Genomic DNA, 21,059 nt, shown 5'->3' on the forward strand with positions numbered 1-21,059 from the left:
CCTTACTGCGACTTGCCGAGTTCCTTGTTGATGAAGTCGAAGATCTCGTCGTCCGAGGCGGACTCGATCTTCTGTGCGGAGGCCGCGCCGGGGCCGGTGCCGGCCGGGGCGCCGCCGACCGCGGCGAGGACCTCGCGGGCCCGCGCGGCCACCAGGGCCCGTTCGCCGTCCGTCGGCGCCAGGGCGGCGAGGGCGGCTTCGAGGGTGTCGAGCCCCGCCAGGACGGAGTCGACGGTCGTCTCCTGCGCCGGGGCCAGCTGTTCCCGCAGATAGGTGGCCAGGGCCGCGGGTGTCGGATAGTCGAAGACCAGCGTGGCGGGCAGCCTGAGGCCCGTCGCCGCGTTGAGCCGGTTTCGCAGCTCCACGGCGATCAGGGAGTCGAAGCCCAGTTCCTTGAAGGCGCGTTCCGGGGCGATCTCGGCGCCCGACGCGTGCCCGAGGGCGGTGGCCACATGGGTGCGGACGAGGGTGGCCAGGAGCTGGTCCTGCTCGGTGGGGGTGAGGCCGGCGAGCCGGGCGCCGAGCCCGTCGGGGCCTTCCCCGGGCGCCGTCTGTGCCGTCGTTCCGGCGGAGGTCCTGGCCGCGGCCGTCCGCAGGGCGCGTACGTCGGGCAGGTCACGGATGATCGGGCGGGCCCGGCCGCCGTGCACCTCGGCGACGAAGCGCCGCCAGTCGACGTCGATGACGGTGAGGAACGGCTCGTCCGCGAGCAGGGAGCGCGCCATGACGTCGACGGCGGTGGCGGGGTCCATCGGCCGGATGCCGCGCCGTTTGATGCGGGCCTCGTTGGAGCCGAGGGTGGCCATGCCGTCGCCGCCCCACATGCCCCAGCCGAAGGAGGCGCCGACGCGTCCTTGAGCGCGCCGCTGTTGGACGAGGGTGTCGAGGAAGGTGTTCCCGGCGGCGTAGGCGGCCTGGCCCGCGGAGCCGAGGACACCGGACACGGAGGAGAACAGGACGAACGCCGACAGGTCGAGGTGGGCGGTGAGTTCGTGCAGGTTGAGGGCCGCGTCGATCTTCGGCCGGAGAACCGCGTCCATGTTCTCGACGGTGAGGCCGTCGACAATGCCGTCGCGGGAGACGCCGGCGGTGTGGATGACGGCGTCGAGTGGGGCGTCGTCGGGCAAGGAGTCGAGAAGTTCGGCGAGTTGGGCGCGGTCGGCGACGTCACAGGCGGCGATGGTGACCCGCGCGCCGAGCGCGGTCAGCTCGGCCTCCAGCTCGTCCGCGCCGGCCGCGTCGCGCCCCCTGCGGCTGGTCAGGATCAGATGGTCGGCTCCCTCCTGGGCCAGCCAGCGGGCCACGTGGCCGCCGAGGGCGCCGGTGCCCCCGGTGACGAGCACGGTGCCGGCCGGCTTCCACGGCCGCTGCGGTGACGGCTCGGGGCGCGGGGCGCGCAGCAGGCGCCGTACGAGAACTCCCGTGTCGCGCACAGCCAGTTGGTCCTCGTCGCGGTCGGCCGCCAGCACGTCGGCGAGACGCCCGGCAGCGCGTTCGCCGGTCGTGGCGGGGACGTCGACGAGGCCGCCCCACTGCTTGGGCTGCTCCAGGGCGATGACCCGGCCCAGGCCCCAGACGGCGGACTGCAGGACGTGGTCGACGGGGTCGGTGTCGGTGGCCTGCACGGCGCCCTGGGTGGCGATCCACAGGGGTGCCTCGATGCCCGCGGTGTCCATGGCCTGGACGGTGGTGACGGTGTGGGCGAGGCCCAGCGGGACCGACGGGTGGTCGGGGTGCATGCGTTCGTCCAGGGCGAGCCAGGACAGCACCCCGGCCACGGGTCCGCCGTGTCCGTCGCCCCCGGCGGCCTCAATAAGGCGGTCTGCGAGGGCGGCCCGGTCGGCGGCCAGAGCGTCGGCGACGAGGACGGTGGTCACCCGGGCGCCGCGCGCCTGGAGGGCCTCGGCGCTCGCGGTGATCCACGAGTGGTCGGCCTGCCCGGCCGGCACGGCGAGCAGCCAGGTGCCGTCGAGGACCGCGTCGGGGGCGTCGGCGATCCGGGTCCAGTCGATGCGGTAGCGCCAGGAGTCCTCGGCGGCGGCGCTCTCGCCGAGGGCCTTCTTGGCCTCTTCGAGCTGGCCGGCGGAGAGCGGTCGCGCGGCCAGCGAGTCGACGGTGGCGACGGGCGCCCCGGTGGCGTCGGCGACGGTCACGGTGACGATGTCCTCGCCGCCGCGCCGGAACCGGACGCGCAGGGCGTCGGCGCCGGTGGCGTGCGTGCGTACGCCGTTCCAGGAGAACGGCAGGACGGCGGTCTCGGTGTCGCCGTGGTAGCCGAGGACGGTGGCGTGCAGGGCGGCGTCCAGAAGGGCGGGGTGCAGTTCGAAGGAGTCGGCCTGGGCGGCGTACTCCTCAGGCAGGGCGACCTCGGTGAACACCTCCTCGCCCCGGCGCCAGGCGCGCCGTAGCCCCTGGAAGGCGGGGCCGTAGCCGTAGCCGAGGTCCGCGAACCACTCGTAGACGCCCTGGACGTCGAGTTCCTCGGCGTCGGCGGGAGGCCAGACGGTGAGGTCCTGGTCGGCGGTGACCGGCGGCGCCGCGCCCGCCGCGGTGAGGAAGCCCATGGCGTGCCGGGTCCAGGGCCGGTCCGGCGTCGGTTCGACCGCCGTGCCGGACTCCGGGCCGGCGGCGGGTTCGGTGCGCGAATACACGCCGATCTCGTAGCGGCCGGTGTCGTCGCGTCCGCCGACCACGACCTGCACCTGTACGGCGCCGTCCGCGGGCAGGACCAGCGGGGCGTGCAGCGTGAGTTCGTCGATGCCGTCGGCTCCGACGCGCCGGGCCGCGTACTGGGCGAGTTCCACGAATCCGGTGCCGGGCAGCAGGACGGTGTCGAGGACCGCGTGGTCCGCGAGCCAGGGCTGGGTCGCCGTGGACAGCCGCCCGGTGAACACCGCGCCCGCGCCGTCGGCGAGTTCGACCACCGCGCCGAGCAGGGGGTGGTCCGCCCCGCCGATGCCCGCCTCGGTGACCTGGCCGGTGCTCCGCCGGGCCGCCGGTCGCAGCCAGTAACTGCGGCGCTGGAACGGGTAGGTGGGCAGGTCCACGGTGTGCGCGGCCGTCTCGGCGAAGGCGGCCTCCCAGTCCACCGGCACACCGCTGACGTGCAGTTCGGCAGCGCTCAGCAGCAACCGGTCGAGTCCCCCGTCGTCCCGCCGCAGCGAACCCACGGTGACGGCTTCGGTCCCCGTCGCCTCGAAGGCCTCGGCGAGGGCGACCGCGAGAACGGGATGCGGGCTCGCCTCCACGAACAACCGAAAGCCATCGGCGAGAAGGGCACGGACGGTGTCCTCGAAGAGGACCGTCTGACGAAGGTTCGTGTACCAGTAACCCGCGTCCATCACCGACGTGTCGATCAACCCACCGGTCACCGTCGAATAGAACGGGACAGCGGATTCCCGCGGCTCGACGGACGCCAGCAGATCGGCCAACTCGGCCTCGATCGCTTCCACATGAGCCGAGTGCGAGGCGTAGTCCACCGGGATACGACGAACCCGCACCCCCTCACCCTCCAACACCGCGAACAACTCGTCCAACGCCGCCGCGTCACCCGAGACCACCGTCGAGGACGGACCATTGACCGCCGCCACCGACACCTTGCCGCCCCACACCGCGACCCGCTCGCGCACCTCCGACACACCCAACGGCACCGACAACATCCCGCCCCGCCCCGACAACGCCACGATCGCCTGACTCCGCAACGCCACCACCCGCGCCGCGTCCTCCAACGACAACGCCCCCGCCACACACGCCGCCGCGATCTCACCCTGCGAATGACCCACCACAGCCGCCGGCACAACGCCGAGGGACCCCCACACAGCGGCCAGGGACACCATCACCGCGAACAACACCGGCTGCACCACATCCACCCGGTCAAAACCAGGCGCACCCTCCAACCCGCGCACCACGTCCGACAACGACCACCCCGTCAACGGGTCCAGTGCCGCCGCACACTCCGCGAACCGAGCCGCGAACACCGGCGAGGACTCCAGCAACTCCACCGCCATCCCCACCCACTGACCCCCCTGACCAGGGAAGACGAAGACCGGCCGGGTGGCGCGCCCCTGGAGTGCCGGGGTTCCTGTCTCCACGTTCGGTGTGGGTTCGCCGGTGGCGAGTGCGGTGAGTGCGGTGAGGAGGTCGTCCTGGTCGCGGCCCACGACGACGGCGCGCTCCTCGAAGAGGGAGCGGTGGCGTACGAGGGTGAGGCCGACGTCGGCGGCGGGGGTGCCCGTGGCGAGCAGCGTGCGCAGGCGCTGGGCCTGGGCCCGCAGGGCGGCCTCGGAGCGCGCGGACACGACGAGCGGGATCGCCGGAGGTGTCGCGGATGCCTCGGCCGGATCCGGTGCGTCGTTCGGTTCCGGTGCGTCGGCCGGTTCCGGTGCGGCGGCCGGCTTCGGTGCGGCGGCCTGTTCCGGGGCCTGGGCGATGACGACGTGGGCGTTGGTGCCGCTCACGCCGAAGGACGAGATTCCCGCGCGGCGCGGGCGGTCCGGGCCGGGCTCGGGCCAGGGACGGTTCTCGGTGAGCAGTTCCACCGCGCCGGCCGTCCAGTCGACCTGGGGCGTGGGCTCGTTCACGTGCAGGGTCTGTGGCAGCACTCCGTGGCGCAGGGCCATGACCATCTTGATGACGCCGGCGACTCCGGCGGCGGCCTGGGTGTGTCCGATGTTGGACTTCAACGAGCCGAGCCAGAGGGGCCGTTCGGCATTCCGGCCCTGTCCGTAGGTGGCGAGGAGTGCCTGGGCCTCGATGGGGTCGCCCAGTTTCGTCCCCGTGCCGTGCGCCTCGACGGCGTCCACGTCGGCGGATGACAGGCCCGCGCTCGCCAACGCCTCCCGGATCACCCGCTGTTGGGACGGGCCGTTGGGCGCGGTCAGGCCGTTGCTCGCGCCGTCCTGGTTCACCGCGCTGCCCTCGACGACGGCCAGGACGTGGTGTCCCTTGCGCCGTGCGGCGGAGAGCCGCTCGACGACGATGACGCCCACGCCCTCCGCCCAGCCGGTGCCGTCCGCGTCGGCGGAGAACGCCTTGCAGCGGCCGTCGGGCGAGAGTCCGCGCTGCCGGCTGAACTCGACGAAGAGGGTGGGGGTCGCCATGAGGGCGGCGCCGCCGACGAGCGCGAGGTCGCATTCGCCGTCGCGCACGGAGCGGGCGGCCAGGTGCAGGGCGACCAGCGAGGAGGAGCAGGCGGTGTCCACGGTGACCGCCGACCCCTCCAGGCCGAACGCGTAGGCGAGGCGGCCGGAGATGACGCTGGCCGAGCCGCCGGTGAGCAGATAGCCCTCGTAGTCCTGCGGGGCCTCGGCGAGGAGGGCCGCGTAGTCCTGGCCGTTGGCGCCGATGAAGACACCTGTGCGGGAGCCGTGCAGCGCGGCCGGGTCGATGCCGGCCCGCTCGAACGCCTCCCAGGACGTCTCCAGCAGCAGCCGCTGCTGCGGGTCCATGCCGAGGGCCTCACGCGGGGAGATCCCGAAGAACCCGGCGTCGAACTGGTCGAGGTCGTGCAGGAAGCCGCCGTGGCGGGTGTAGGTCTTGCCGGTGCGCTCGGGGTCGGGGTCGTAGAGGCCGTCCACGTCCCAGCCGCGGTTTCCGGGGAAGTCCGTGATGCCGTCGGTGCCCTCGGCGACCAGCCGCCACAGGTCTTCGGGACTGCTCACGCCGCCGGGGAAGCGGCAGGCCATGCCCACGATCACGACGGGGTCGTCGGCGGTGCCGACGGCCTGGACCGGTGCCGTGGTGGTCGACTCCCCCTGTTCTCCGATGAGTTCGGCGATGATCCGGGCGGCCATCACCTGCGGGGTCGGGTAGTCGAAGACGAGGGTGGCGGGCAGGCGCAGGCCGGTCTCGGCGTTGAGCCGGTTGCGCAGTTCGACGGCCATGAGGGAGTCGAAGCCCATCTCCTGGAAGGCGCGGGCCGCCTCGACCGCGTCCACGGAGCCGTGGCCCAGCACATCGGCGACATGCCGGCTGACCAAGGCGAGGCTGGCGGCCTCGCGGTCGTCGGCGGGCAGAGCGGCGAGCCGGTCGCGCAGGCTGCGGGCCGCGTCGGCCCCCGCCGCGAGCACCGGGCGCCGAGCGGGCCGTACGAGGGAGCGCAACAGGGCGGGCACCTCGCCGGAGCGTCGGAGCGCGGCCAGGTCGAGCCGGGTCGGCACGACCACCGGGCGCTGCTGTCCGAGCGCTGCGTCGAAGAGGGCGAGCGCCTCCGCGGTGGGCAGTGCGGTCATGCCGCCGCGCGCGGCGCGCCGCAGGTCGGCGTCGCCGAGGTGCTTGGTCGTGCCGCTGGTCTCCTGCCACAGGCCCCAGGCGAGCGAGACCGCCGGGAGTCCCTGGGCGGCGCGCTGCTGGGCGAGGGCGTCCAGACAGGCGTTGGCCGCCGCGTAGCCGGCCTGACCGGCGCCGCCGAGGGTCGCGGCCGCCGACGAGAACAGCACGAACGCCGCCAGGTCGGCATCCCGCGTCAGCTCGTGCAGGATGCGGGCGGCGTCGGCCTTGGGCCGCAGGACGGCGTCGACGCGGTCGGGGGTCTGCGCGGCGAACACGCCGTCGTCCACGACGCCCGCGGTGTGCACGACGGCTGTGAGCGGCGCCGAGTCGGGGATCGCGGCCAGCACGGCGGCGAGCGCGTCCCGGTCCGCGGCGTCGCAGGCGATGACCTCGGCCTGCGCACCCAACTCTCCTAGTTCCGACACGAGTTCGGCGGCGCCGTCGGTCGCGGGACCGCGTCGGCTGGTGAGCACGAGCCTGCGGACGCCGTGCCGGGCCGCGAGGTGGCGGGCGAGCAGTCCGCCGAGCGTGCCGGTGCCGCCGGTGACGAGGACGGTGCCCTGCGGGTCGAGGCCCGGGGGCCGGCCGCCGTGCGCGTGGGCGCGTGTCAGCCGGGGCACGAGGGTCTGGCCGGAGCGGATGGCTGCCTGGGGTTCGTCGGTGGTGATCAGGGCCGCGAGCGCGCGGGCCGCGTCCGGATTGGAGTCGCCGTCCGGTGCTCCGCTCTCGCTGTCGACGAGCACGATCCGGCCGGGGTGCTCCGTCTGCGCCGTCCGCAGCAGACCGTGGACGGCCGCGCCCGGCAGGTCGGTGACGTTCTCTCCCGGTCGGGCGCACACGGCACCCCGGGTGAGCACCACCAGCGTGGTCGTGGCGAACCGCTCGTCGGCGAGCCAGTCCTGCACGAACTCCAGCGTCCGGTGCAGGGCGGCGCGCACCGCGTCCTGCTCGGCAGCGCCGGCCTCCGTACGGCAGGCGAACACCACCGCGCCGGGAACGGTCCCGCCGCCGTCCAGGACGGCGCGCAGGGTGTCGAGGCCGTCGTACGTCGCCGTGGTGGCGCCCTGCTCGGCCAGCGCGGCCGCGAGGGCGTGACCGTCCCAGTGGCTCTGCTCGTCGGCGAGGACGGCCCACGTGGCCGCGGGGACCTCGGGTTCGCGGGAGGGGAGGGCGGACCAGTCGACGTGGAACAGGGCCTGGTCGCCGCGCGGGCGGGCCGTGGCGAGTTGCTCCCCGGTGACCGCCCGCAGCAGCAGCGACCCCACGGTCGCGACGGGCTGTCCGGAGGGCGCGGCCGCGGTGAGCCGCAGGGTGTCGGATCCGGTGCGGGTCAGCCGCACCCGCAGCGCGGAGGCGCCGGACGCGTGGAGCGTCACCTGCCCCCAGGCGAACGGCAGCCGCGCCTGGGCCTCGCTGTCGCCGAGCAGACCGCTGAGCCCGACGGCGTGCAGGGCCGCGTCGAGGAGGGCCGGATGGACGGCGAACTCGTCGGTCTTCCGGGCGACTTCGGCGGGCAGCTCGACGTCGGCGAAGACCTCGTCGCCATTTCGCCAGAGGGCTCGCAGCCCCTGGAAGGCAGGGCCGTAGTCGTGACCCTCGTCGGCGAGGCGCTCGTAGTAGCCCTGGGTGGAGATGGCCGTCGCCCCGGGCGGCGGCCAGGCCGCGGCGAAGTCGTGGTCGCCTCCGCCGTCCGTCCCGCCCGCGCTGTCCGCCCTGTCCGCCCTGTCGTCCTGGGGGACGAGCGCGCCAGAGGCATGCCGGGTCCAGGGCTCGTCCGTGCCGTCGACCGAATCGAGACGCGAGTGGATCCCTATCTCACGTCGCCCGGTGTCATCGGCCGCACCGACGGTCACCTGAAGCTGGAGGCCGTCCGCCTCAGGGAGGATCAGCGGGGCCTGGAGGGTGAGTTCCTCGACGGTGGAGGCCCCGACCTGGTCCCCCGCCCACACGGCCAGCTCAAGAAACGCCGTGCCGGGAAGCAGGACCGTGTCCAGGATCGCGTGGTCGGTCAACCAGGGATGCGAACGACGGGAAAGCCGACCGGTGAGGATCAGACCGTCACCCTCGGCGAGATGGATCGCGGCACCGAGCAGAGGATGCGCGGCGATACCCAGACCGGCGGCGGACACGTCACCCGTGGCAGAGATCGCGGGCTCCAGCCAGTAACGCTCACGCTGGAAGGCGTAGGTGGGGAGGTCGACGGTACGGGCGCCCGAATCCTCGTACAGCGCCTGCCAGTTGACGGGCGCGCCGGTGGTCCAGAGGGCGGCGAGGGCCTTGACGGCGGTCTGGGGCTCGTCGCGGTTGCGACGCAGGGTCGGGGTGCAGCCCGCGACCAGGGAGGAGAGCGCGGCGTCCGGGCCGACTTCGACGAACCGGACGACGCCTGCCTCACGGGCCGCCTCGACGTCGTCATGGAAACGGACCGCGTCGCGGACGTGCCGCACCCAGTACTCCGGATCGGTCACATCCTTGAAGAGCGTCAACCGCGGCTCATGGAAGCCGACCTCCGCCAGGACCTGACGGAAGTCGTCCAGCATCGGCTCCATCAGCGACGAGTGGAAGGCGTGGCTGACCGACAGCCTCTTCACCTTCCGACCCTCGGCCTCCAAACGGGCCGCGACCGCCAGAACGGCCGACTCCTCGCCCGAGATCACCACCGCGTCCGGACCGTTCACCGCCGCGATCGACACCTGATCCGACAGCAGCCCGGCCACCTCATCCTCGGTCGCCTGAAGCGCCACCATCGCGCCACCCGAGGGCAGTCGACTCATCAGCCGACCCCGGGCAGCCACCACCCTCACGGCATCCTCCAGCGACCACACCCCCGCCACATGAGCGGCAGCGAGTTCACCGATCGAATGCCCCACCATCACGTCGGGGAGCACGCCCCACGACTCCAGCAGCCGGAACAACGCCACTTCACACGCGAAGATCGCCGGCTGAGCCCACGCCGTGTCCCCCAACACCTCGGCAGGACCCTCGAACATCACCTCCCGCAACGACCCGCCGAAAGCCGCGCACACCTCGTCCAGAGCCCTCGCGAACACCGGATACGCCGCATACAACTCCCGGCCCATCCCCACCCGCTGAGACCCCTGACCGGAGAACACGAACCCGGTCCCACCTGCAGCGACCACCCCAGTCACGGGCTGAGCACCGCCATCGAGCACCACGGCCCGATGCTCGAAGGTGGACCTGGTCGTGATCAGCGACCACCCCACGTCGACGGGGTCCAGACCGGCGGCCCACTCCTCCAGCCGACCCAACTGCCCCCGCAACGCCTCGGCCGACCGCCCCGACACCACCCACGGCACCACCGGCATGGAGACACGTACGGGAGTCTCCGCTGCCGACACCGCCGGCGCGTCCTCCGAGTCCCCCGGCGGCGCCTCCGTCGGCTCCTCCCCCAGGATCACATGCGCGTTCGTCCCGCTGATCCCGAAGGAGGAGACCCCGGCCCGTCGCAGCCGCCCCTCCTCGGGCGCCCACTCCCGCGCCTCCCGCAACAGCTCCACCGCGCCCGAAGTCCAGTCCACCTGGGCCGTCGGCTCGTCCGCGTGCAGGGTGCGCGGCAGCACTCCCTCGCGCAGTGCCATCACCATCTTGATCACGCCGCCGACCCCTGCGGCCGCCTGCGCGTGGCCGATGTTCGACTTCAACGACCCCAGCCACAACGGCCGTTCGGCATCGCGAGCCTGGCCGTACGTCGCCAGCAGCGCCTCGGCCTCGATGGGGTCCCCGAGCGGGGTGCCGGTGCCGTGGGCCTCCACCGTGTCGATGTCCGAGGGAGTGAGTCCGGCGCTTGCCAACGCGTCCCGGATGACGCGCTGTTGGGACGGGCCGTTCGGTGCGGTGAAGCCGTTGGAGGCGCCGTCCTGGTTGACGGCCGAGCCGTTGACGACGGCGAGGACGCGGTGACCGTTGCGGCGGGCCTCGGAGAGGCGCTCAAGGAGCAGGAGCCCGGCTCCCTCGCCCCAGCCCGCGCCGTCGGCGGTGGCCGAGAAGGACTTGCAGCGGCCGTCGGGGGAGAGTCCGCGCTGCCGGCTGAACTCGATGAAGGGTCCGGGGGTCGCCATGACGGTCACCCCGCCGGCCAGGGCGAGGGAGCACTCCCCCGCCCGCAGCGCCTGCACCGCCAGGTGCAGCGCGACCAGCGACGACGAGCACGCCGTGTCGACGGTGACGGCCGGACCGACGAGGCCGAGGTTGTAGGCGATGCGTCCGGAGGCGACGCTGCCCGCGCTGCCGTGCAGGAGGTAGCCCTCGAAGCCGTCGGGGATGTCCCGGATGCGCGAGCCGTAGTCGCCGTACATCAGGCCCGTGTACACGCCCACCGGCGTGTCCTTCACGGACTGGGGGACGATTCCCGCGCGTTCGAAGGCCTCCCAGGCGATCTGCAGGAGCAGTCGTTGCTGGACATCGACGGCGAGTGCCTCACGGGGGCTCATGCCGAAGAAGGCGGGGTCGAACTCGTCGGCGTCGTGCAGGAATCCGCCCTCGCGGACGTAGCTTTTGCCCTGCCGGTCGGGGTCCGGGTCGAAGAGGGTGTCGAGATCCCAGCCGCGCCCGGTGGGGAAGTCGCCGACGGCGTCGGTGCCTTCGGCGACAAGCTGCCACAGGTCCTCCGGCGAGCGGACGCCGCCGGGGTACCGGCAGGCCATGCCGATGATCGCGACGGGTTCGCGGTTCTTGTTCTCCAGTTCTTCGAGGCGATGGCGCGTCTGGTAGAGATCGGCCGTGACCTTCTTGAAGTACGAGAGAAGCTTCTCGTCCTTCTCGTCGTTCTCCATGGCTGGATACCTCAATCCATCAGTCGGTCGGGTGACGGCGGATCACTTGGCGTTGGTGCCGAATTCCTTGTCGACGAACGCGAACATCTCCTCCATGGAGGAGGCGCCGATCCCCTCGACCACGTCGGCGACGCCGGTGGCCGATGTCGGGTCGGCCGGTTCGTCGTCCCAGACCGTGAGGAGTCCGCGCAGTCTGGTCAGGGTCATCTCGCGCGCGAGTTTGTCGAGGGAGACGGCGGTGAGGACGTCGCCGAGCCGGTCGATCTCCTTCAGGACGCGGTCCTCGGCGGAGAGTCCGTCGTCGACGATCTCCCGGTGGAGGTAGTCGGCGAGCGCCCGGGGCGTCGGGTAGTCGAAGACGAGGGTTGCCGGGAGGCGGCGCCCGGCCTCGGCGTTGAGGCGGTTGCGCAGGTCCACGGCGGTCAAGGAGTCGAAGCCGAGTTCCTTGAAGGCGGTCTCGCCGTCGACGGTGTCCGGGTCGCCGTGGCCGAGGACGGTGGCGACGTGTGTGAGGACGATGCGGAGCAGTTCGGCTTCCTGCTCCGGGCGGCTCAGGGTGGCCAGCCGCCCGGTGAGTCCGCCGGGGGCCGCGGTGGCCGGACCCCCGGTGGTGGCGGCGCCCCGGCGCGGGGCGTGGCGTACGAGGCCGCGGAAGAGGTGGGCGAGGCCGTCGCCCTGGGCGCGCAGGGCCTTGGTGTCGAGGCGCATGGGCAGCAGCCAGGGTTCGGGCATGGTGAGGGCGGTGTCCAGCAGGCCGAGGGCCTCGTCGGCGTCCAACGCGGCCATGCCGGCCCGCGCCATGCGCTGGTGGTCGGCCTCGGTGAGGTGCCCGGTGATGCCGCTGGCCTGCGCCCACAGTCCCCACGAGAGGGTGAGTGCGGGCAGTCCGCGGGCGTGGCGGTGGCCGGCGAGGGCGTCCAGGAAGGCGTTGGCCGCCGCGTAGTTGCCCTGGCCGGCGCCGCCCAGGGTGGCGGCGGCGGACGAGAACAGCACGAACGCCGACAGCTCGTGGTCGCGGGTGAGGTCGTGCAGATGCCAGGCGGCGTCCACCTTGGGGCGCAGGACGGCGGCGGTGCGTTCCGGGGTGAGCGAGCCGATGACTCCGTCGTCGGCGAGGCCCGCGGCGTGGATGACGGCGGTGAGCGGGTGCGTGTCCGGTACGGCGGCCAGGAGCCGCGCGGTGGCTTCGCGGTCGGCGAAGTCGCAGGCGGCGACGGTGACATGGGCGCCCTGTTCGGCGAGTGACGCGGTGAGTTCACGGGCGCCGGGGGCGTCGGCGCCCCGGCGCCCGGCGAGCAGCAGGTGCCGTACGCCGTGCGCCCGGACGAGGTGCCGGGCGAGCAGCCCGCCGAGCACGCCCGTGCCGCCGGTGATCAGGACGGTACCTTCGGGGGCGAACAGTACGGTTTCCAGGGGCGGTTGGGCGGGGACGCGGGCGATCCTCGGGACGAGCACGGTGCCGTCGCCGGTGAGCGCGGCCAGCGGTTCGCCCGAGGCGATGACGCCGGGCAGTCCGCGCCAGGCGTCCGGGGCGATGTCGACCAGGACGATCCGTCCCGGGTTCTCGGTCTGGGCGGACTTCAGCAGGCCCCAGGCGGCGGCGCCGGCCAGCCCCGCGGCGCTGTCCGTGCCGTGGTCCGGTACTCCGCCGGGGCAGGCGAGGACGAGCCGGGACGCCTCGAACCGGTCGTCGGACAGCCAGTCCTGGACCACGCCCAGGACCCGCACGACCGAGGCGTGGGTCGCCGCCACCACATCGTCCCCGCCGTGGTGCTTGAGCGGGAGGACGACGACGTCGGGAACGGCCGTGCCCGCGTCGACGGCGGCCCGCAGACCGGCCAGGTCCGGGTGGTGTCCGGTCAAGGGCCGGGCCAGGGCCGCTTCGAGCCGGTCCCGCGCGGCCGGGTCGTCGCCCGTGACCACGGCCCAGGTCAGGGTGGGGTCGGCGGCGGGCACCGGGGTGGTCGAAGGCACCCAGTCGGCTCGGAAGAGGGACTCGTGGTGGGTGACCCGCCGGGCGCCGCCCAGCCCCTCCGGGGACAGCGTCCGCCACATCAGCTGGGCGGCGGTGGCCACGGGCGCCCCGCTCGCGTCGGCGACGTGTACGGCCGCGGTGTCCGTGCCGGTCCTGGTCAGCCGTACGCGCAGGCTGTCCGCGCCCGAGGCGTGGATGGTCACCCCGTTCCAGGCGAAGGGCAGTACCGGCTCGGCGGAGCCCTCCAGGGTCACCACCATCACGGCGTGCAGGGCCGCGTCGAGCAGCGCCGGGTGCAGCACGTAGAGCGGGGCGTCGGCGCGTTCCTGCTCGGGCAGGGCGACCTCCGCGAAGACGTCGTCCCCGCGCCGCCAGGCACGCCGCAGGCCCTGGAAGACCGGCCCGTACTCGTACCCCAGGTCGAGGAAGCGGTCGTAGACGCCCTCGACATCGAGTTCCTCCGCGTCGGCCGGCGGCCATGCGCCCGGTTCGCCCATGGGCGCGGCGATGTCCGCGGTACTGGTGCTGTCCGCGGTTCCGGTGATGAGCGATCCCGTCGCGTGCCGGGTCCAGGAGGACGGTTCCTCCTCGCCGCCGGACCGCGAGTGGATGACCAGCTCGCGCCGGCCGTCCGCGTCCATCTCCTTCGCGGTGACCTGGATCTGGACGGTGTCCTGCCCGGGCAGCAGGAGCGGGGAGGCGAGGGTGAGTTCCTCCAGCCGGTGGGCGCCGACCTGGTCCCCGGCGCGGACGGCGAGTTCCACGAAGACGGTGCCGGGCAGCAGGACCTGCCCGTTCACGGCGTGGTCCGCGAGCCAGGGATGGGTGCGCAGCGAGAGCCGGGAGGTGAGCACCACGCCCGCGTCGTCGGCGAGTTCGACCGCCGCGCCGAGCAGGGGGTGCCCGGCCGTCTCCAGACCGGCGGCCGACAGATCCCGCACCGCGCCCTGAGCCGGCTCCAGCCAGTAGCGGCTGCGCTGGAAGGCGTACGTCGGCAGGTCCACCCTGCGCGCCGAGGCCCCCGCGAAGGCGGTTGCCCAGTCCACCGGCACGCCGTTGACGTGCAGTTCGGCAGCGCTCAGCAGCAACCGGTCGAGCCCTCCGTCGTCCCGGCGCAGCGAGCCCACGGACACGGTGATGGCCTCGGCGTCCTCGCAGATCTCCTGCAACCCCACCGCGAGGACGGGATGCGGACTGATCTCCACGAAAGTGCCATGCCCGTCGGCAAGGAGGGCGCGGACGGTGTCCTCGAAGAGGACCGTCTGACGGAGGTTCGTGTACCAGTAACCCGCGTCCATCACCGACGTGTCGATCAACCCACCGGTCACCGTCGAATAGAAGGGCACGGCGGACGCCCTCGGTTTGACGGACGCCAGCAGATCGGCCAACTCGACCTCGATCGCCTCCACATGAGCCGAGTGCGAGGCGTAGTCCACCGGGATACGACGAACCCGCACCCCCTCACCCTCCAACACCGCGAACAACTCGTCCAACGCCGCCGCGTCACCCGAGACCACCGTCGAGGACGGACCATTGACCGCCGCCACCGACACCTTGCCGCCCCACACCGCGACCCGCTCACGCACCTCCGACACACCCAACGGCACCGACAACATCCCGCCCCGCCCCGACAACGCCACGATCGCCTGACTCCGCAACGCCACCACCCGCGCCGCGTCCTCCAGCGACAACGCCCCCGCCACACACGCCGCCGCGATCTCACCCTGCGAATGACCCACCACAGCCGCCGGCACAACGCCGAGGGACTCCCACACAGCGGCCAGGGACACCATCACCGCGAACAACACCGGCTGCACCACATCCACCCGGTCAAAACCAGGCGCACCCTCCAACCCCCGCACCACGTCCGACAACGACCACCCCGTCAACGGGTCCAATGCCGCCGCACACTCCGCGAACCGAGCCGCGAACACCGGCGAGGACTCCAGCAACTCCACCGCCATCCCCACCCACTGACCCCCCTGACCAGGGAAGACGAAGACGGTTCGACGCGTGGAACCGCGTGGCGCGTTGGCCGTGCCGGTCACGATGTCGGCGGCGGGCAGGCCGGCCGCGAGGGCTTCGAGTCCGTTGCGCAGCACGTCCGTTGTGGCGCCGACGACGACTGCCCGGTGGTCGAAGACCGCGCGCGTGGTGGCGAGCGACCAGCCGATGTCGGCAGGCGTGTGCCCGCCTTCGCGGTCGAGGTGGGTCAGGAGTGCGCGGGCCTGATCCGCGAGGGCCGCTTCGGTGCGGGCCGACAGCAGCCAGGGCCGCGGGGTGGTCTCGTCTTCGCGGGGCTCGGCCTCCAAGGGCGCCTCGGGTGCTTCTTCGACGATGAGGTGGGCGTTGGTGCCGCTGGCGCCGAAAGAGGAGACGGCGGCCCGGCGGGGCGTCTCGCCGCGCGGCCACGGCCGGTCGTCGCCGAGGAGCCGTACGGTCCCGGACGACCAGTCGACCTTCGGGGTGGGCTCCTCCACGTGCAGGGTCCTGGGCAGGACCTCGTGGTGCAGGGCCATCACCATCTTGATGACACCACCGACGCCTGCGGCGGCCTGGGTGTGGCCGATGTTCGACTTCAACGAGCCGAGCCACAGCGGCCGTTCGGTGTCCCGGCCCTCTCCGTACGTGCCGAACAGTGCCTGCGCCTCGATCGGGTCGCCCAGGGGTGTTCCCGTGCCGTGCGCCTCGACCGCGTCCACCTCGTCGGGGCGCAGTCCCGCGTTGGCGAGGGCCTGGCGGATGACACGCTGCTGGGAGGGGCCGTTGGGGGCGGTCAGCCCGTTGGAGGCGCCGTCCTGGTTGACGGCGCTGCCGCGCACCACGGCGAGGACGCGGTGCCCGTTGCGCCGTGCGTCGGAGAGCCGTTCGACCACGAGGACGCCCACGCCCTCCGCCCAGCCGGTGCCGTCCGCGTCGGCGGAGAACGCCTTGCAGCGGCCGTCGGGCGACAGCGCGCGCAGCCTGCTGAACTCGACGAAGGTGTGGGGCGTGGTCATGGCGACGACGCCGCCCGCGAGCGCGAGGGAGCACTCGCCGGAGCGCAGCGCCTGCCCGGCGAGGTGCAGCGCGACCAGCGACGAGGAGCAGGCCGTGTCGACGGTCACCGCCGGCCCCTCCAGGCCGAAGGTGTAGGCGAGGCGGCCGGACATCACGCTGGCGGCGTTCCCGGTCATCAGGTATCCGTCGTAGTCCTCGGGGCGGCCGCTCAGCAGGTCCGGGTAGTCCTGGCCGTTGGAGCCGACGAAGACGCCGGTGCGGCTGCCGCGCAGCGCGTGCGGGTCGAGGCCCGCCCGCTCGAACGCCTCCCACGCCGTCTCCAGCAGCAGCCGCTGCTGGGGGTCGAGGGAGCGGGCCTCGCGGCGCGAGATGCCGAAGAACTCCTCGTCGAAGAGCGGGAGTTCGAGCAGGAAGCCGCCCTGCTTCGTGTAGGACTTGCCGGGCTTGTCGGCGTCGGTGTCGTACAGGTCCTCGATGTCCCAGCCCCGGTCGGCGGGGAACTCGGAGACGGCGTCGGTGCCGTCCGCGACGAGCCGCCACAGCGCCTCCGGCGAGTCGACGCCGCCCGGGTAGCGGCAGGCCATGCCGACGATGGCGATCGGCTCGTCGGCGGCCGCGGCGGCCGGGATCTCCTGGACGGGGCCGTCGTCGGCAGCGCCACGCCGGCCCAGGTCCACCAGGTGGGCGGCGAGGACGAGCGGGGTGGGGTAGTCGAAGACGAGCGTGGTCGGCAGTTCGAGGCCGGTGACCGTGTGCAGACGATTGCGCAGCTCGACGGCCGCGAGCGAGTCGAATCCGACGTCCTTGAAGGCGCGTTCGTCGGCCACCGCGTCCGTGGACGCGTACCCCAGGACCTGGGCGACCTCCCTGCGTACGGCGTCGAGGACGAAGGCGAACCGCTCGGCGGCCGGCCGTTCGGCGACGGCACGCTGCCAGGCCGAGGCTTCGTCGTGCTCGGCCTGCCGGTCCGTCGCCTCGGGCAGGGCTGCGAGGAGCGGGCGGTGCCGGGCGGCGGTGAACTCGGGCAGGAACTCGGTCCAGTCGATGTCCGCGACGACGCGACCGGGTTCGGCCCGGTCGGCCACGGCCCGCGCCAGGGCGTCGAACGCGGCTGCCGGGTCGAGCGGTTGGATGCCCCGGCCGTGGCGCGGCCCCGCGTCTCCGGTGGCCCACGGGCCCCAGGCGATCACCGTGCCGGCGAGTCCCCGCGCCCGGCGCCGTTCGACCAGTGCGTGCGCGTACGTGTCCGTGAGCGCCTGCGCACCCAGCCCAGGGGATCCCAGGACCCCGACCAGGGAGCCGTACAGCACGAACTGCGTCGCGGGGTCGTCGATCAGCTCGTCCAGGTGGGTGGCGCCCAGGGTTCCGGGGGCGGTCACGGAGAGCAGTTCGTCCGCGGGCACGTCGACGAGGTGCCGTCCGTCACCGGCGCCGGATCCGGCCAGGTGCAGTACGGCGTCGAGCCCTGAGTCCGTCAGGTCCCCGACCACCCGGGCGAGCGCCGCGCGGTCGGTGACATCGCAGGAGAGGACCGTGGTGGGCACCCCGTCACCGGTCAGCGAGTCCGCCAGTTCGGCGGCGCCGGGCGCGGCGAGGCCGCCGCGGGAGAGGAGCACCAGCCGCTCGGCGCCGTTGGCCGCGGCCCAGCGCGCCGCCCGGCTGCCGAGCCGGCCGGTGCCACCGGTGATCAGGACGGTGCCGGTCGGCTTCCAGGGCGCCGCCTCTGCCGTGCCGCCGCCCTCCGGCCGCGTCGGGTCAGGGGCGCGCACGAGGCGCCGGGCCAGGATCGCCGTACCGCGTACGGCGGTCTCGTCCTCGCCGCCCTCGCCCCTGGCGGCGGCGCCGAGGATGGTCACGAGCCGCTCGGCCGCCTCCGGCGAGACGGCATCGCCGTCACCGCCCGGCAGGTCGATCAGGCCGCCCCATCGCTGCGGTTCCTCCACGGCTGCGGTGCGGCCGAAGCCCCAGAGCCGGGCCGGTCCCTCAGGGGCGGGGTCGTCGGGACCGGTCCGCACGGCCCCGCGCGTCACGCACCAGAGGCGGGCTTCGGCACCCGAGTCGGAGAGGGCCTGCCACAGGGCGAGGGTGTCCGGCACATCGTCGGGCGCGTCGAGGAGGGAGAGGACGCCGTGCAGGGGCTCGCTTTGGCCCAACTCCACTATGTTTGTGGCGAGTTCGATGCGTTCGCGCTCGGAGACGACGAGGCGGCGCACGTCGGCTCCACGGGCACGCAGGGCGGTCTCCACCACGCCCGCCCACGTGTCTTCCGCCTCGGCGCCGAGAGCCAGCAGCCAGGTTCCCGGCAGGTCGGCGGGAGACATGCCGTCGACCTCATGCCACTCGACGCGGTAGCCGTGGTCGGCCGGGGAGGGGAGGTCCGTTCCTCCGTCGCGCCAGCTGTGGGTGACGTCGGAGGTGAGCCAGTAACGCTCGCGCTGGAAGGCGTAGGTGGGGAGGTCGACGGTCCGGGCGCCCGAGTTCTCGAACAGGGCCCGCCAGTCGACGAGGGCGCCGGTGGTCCAGAGGGCGGCGAGGGCCTTGACGGCGGTCCGGGGCTCGTCGCGGTCGCGACGCAGGGTCGGGGTGCAGCCCGGGATAAGGGAGGAGAGCGCGGCGTCCGGGCCGACCTCGACGAACCGGACGACGCCCGCCTCACGGGCCGCCCCGATGTCGTCGTGGAAACGGACCGCGTCACGGACGTGGCGCACCCAGTACTCCGCGTCGGTCACCTCTTTGAGGAGCGTCAACCGAGGCTCGTGGAAGGTGACTTCCGCCAGGACCCGGCGGAATCCCTCCAGCATCGGCTCCATCAGCGACGAGTGGAAGGCGTGGCTGACCGACAGCCGCTTCACCTTGCGGCCCTCGGCCCCGAAGCGAGCGGCGATCTCCAGCACCGCCGTCTCCTCGCCGGAGATCACCAGCGCGTCCGGGCCGTTCACCGCGGCGATCGACACCCGGTCCGACAGCAGCGCCCGCACCTCGGCCTCGGCCACCGCCAGGGCCACCATCGCCCCGCCCGGCGGCAGTTCGCTCATCAGACGTCCCCGGGCGGTCACGATCTTCGCCGCGTCTTCGAGGGACCACACCCCGGCCACGTACGCGGCGGCGAGTTCGCCGATCGAGTGCCCCACCATCACGTCGGGGAGCACGCCCCAGGACTCCAGCAGCCGGAACAGCGCCACTTCCACGGCGAAGATCGCCGGCTGTGCCCACGCCGTGTCCTCCAGGACCTCGGCGGGGCCCTCGAACATCACCTCGCGCAACGACCCGTCGAAGGCCGCGCACACCTCGTCCAGGGCCTGTGCGAACACCGGGTACGCCGCGTACAACTCTCGGCCCATGCCCACCCGTTGGGACCCCTGGCCGGAGAACACGAACCCGGTGCCGCCCGGTGCCACGGCCCCGCGAGCCAGTTCACCGCCGCCGTCGAGGACCACGGCCCGATGCTCGAAAGCCGACCTGGTCGTGATCAGCGACCATCCCACATCCACCGGATCCAGACCGGCGGTGCCTTCCGCCAACCGGCTCAACTGGTCCCGCAGTGCCTCGTCCGACCGTCCCGACACCGCCCACGGGACGACCGGAACGGAGACACCGGTTCGCGTCCGTTCCTCCTCTTCCTGGGCCGGCGCCTCCTCCAGGATCACGTGCGCGTTCGTCCCGCTCGCGCCGAAGGCGGACACCCCGGCCCGGCGGACCCGGCCCTGCTCGGGCGCCCACTCGCGCGCCTCCCGCAGCAGCTCCACCGCGCCAGACGCCCAGTCCACCTGGGGCGTCGGCTCGTCCGCGTGCAGGGTGCGCGGCAGCAGCCCCGCGCGCAGCGCCATCACCATCTTGATCACGCCGCCGACCCCCGCGGCCGCCTGCGCGTGCCCGATGTTCGACTTCAACGACCCCAGCCACAAGGGCCGTTCGGGGTCCCGGTCCCGCCCGTACGTCGCCAGCAGCGCCTGTGCCTCGATCGGGTCCCCGAGCCGGGTGCCCGTCCCGTGCGCCTCGACGGCGTCCACGTCCGCCGCCGACAGTCCGGCGCTCTCCAGCGCCGCCCGGATCACCCGCTGCTGCGAGGGCCCGTTGGGCGCCGTCAGACCGTTGCTCGCCCCGTCCTGGTTGACCGCGCTGCCCCGCACCACCGCCAGCACCCGGTGCCCCAGCCGCCGGGCGTCCGACAGCCGCTCGACCACCAGCACGCCGGCGCCCTCGGCCCACCCCGTGCCGTCCGCGTCGGCCGAGAAGGCCCGGCAGCGGCCGTCCGCCGACAGCCCCCCTTGCCGGCTGAACTCCAGGAACTCCCCTGGAGCTGACATCACCGACACGGCGCCGACCAGTGCCTTCTCGCACTCGCCCGAGCGGAGGGCCTGGACCGCCAGGTGCAGGGCGACCAGCGAGGAGGAGCACGCCGTGTCCAGGGTCACCGCCGGGCCCTCCAGGCCGAGCGTGTAGGCGATGCGGCCGGAGAGGAAGCTGGCGATGTTGCCGGTGAGGAGGTAGCCCTCGTATCCGCGCGGTGCCTCGTGGAGCGCCAGGTAGTCCTGGTTGGTGAAGCCGGCGAAGACGCTGGTGCGGGTCTCGCGCAGGGAGTGCGGGTCGATGCCGGCCCGCTCCACGGCCTCCCAGCAGGTCTCCAGCAGCAGCCGCTGCTGAGGGTCCATGGCCAGGGCCTCGCGCGGGGAGATCCCGAAGAAGCCGGCGTCGAAGTCGGCCGCGTCGTGCAGGAAGCCGCCCTCGCGGACGTAGATCCTGCCGGGCTTGTCGGGGTCGGGGTCGTAGAGCCGCTCGATGTCCCAGCCGCGATCGGCGGGGAACTCCGAGATGGCGTCCGTGCCGTCGGCCACCAGCCGCCACAGGTCCTCGGGGGAGCGCACGCCGCCCGGGTAGCGGCAGGCCATGCCGACGATCGCGATGGGCTCGCCGCTCTCCAGCGCCTTGACGCGGCGGCGGAGTTGTTCGTTCTCCTTCACCGAATTGCGCAGTGCGGCGACGATTTCTTCGGTCGATGCAGCCACTTGTCGGGCCCCTTC

2 protein-coding genes are annotated in these 21,059 nt (G+C 73.3%); both read right to left on the minus strand.

Annotated elements, in window-relative coordinates; translation table 11 throughout:
- Nucleotides 1–2: 2 nt before the first annotated feature.
- Nucleotides 3–11,063: an SDR family NAD(P)-dependent oxidoreductase gene (locus AB0927_RS03145; protein ID WP_366665743.1), complete on the minus strand. Its 11,061-nt coding sequence runs from the start codon at nt 11,061–11,063 to the stop codon at nt 3–5.
- A gap of 42 nt (nt 11,064–11,105) precedes the next feature.
- Entirely contained in the window at nt 11,106–21,044 is a 9,939-nt protein-coding gene (locus AB0927_RS03150; RefSeq protein WP_366665744.1) for a type I polyketide synthase, read from the minus strand.
- Nucleotides 21,045–21,059 lie beyond the last annotated feature (15 nt).

The sequence above is a fragment of the Streptomyces sp. NPDC048106 genome (assembly GCF_040706415.1).
GTDB lineage: Bacteria > Actinomycetota > Actinomycetes > Streptomycetales > Streptomycetaceae > Streptomyces.

Excerpts from the sequence above, each read along its gene's own strand:
- AB0927_RS03145 (WP_366665743.1), bottom strand. The coding sequence starts at position 11,063 with ATGGAGAACGACGAGAAGGACGAGAAGCTTCTCTCGTACTTCAAGAAG.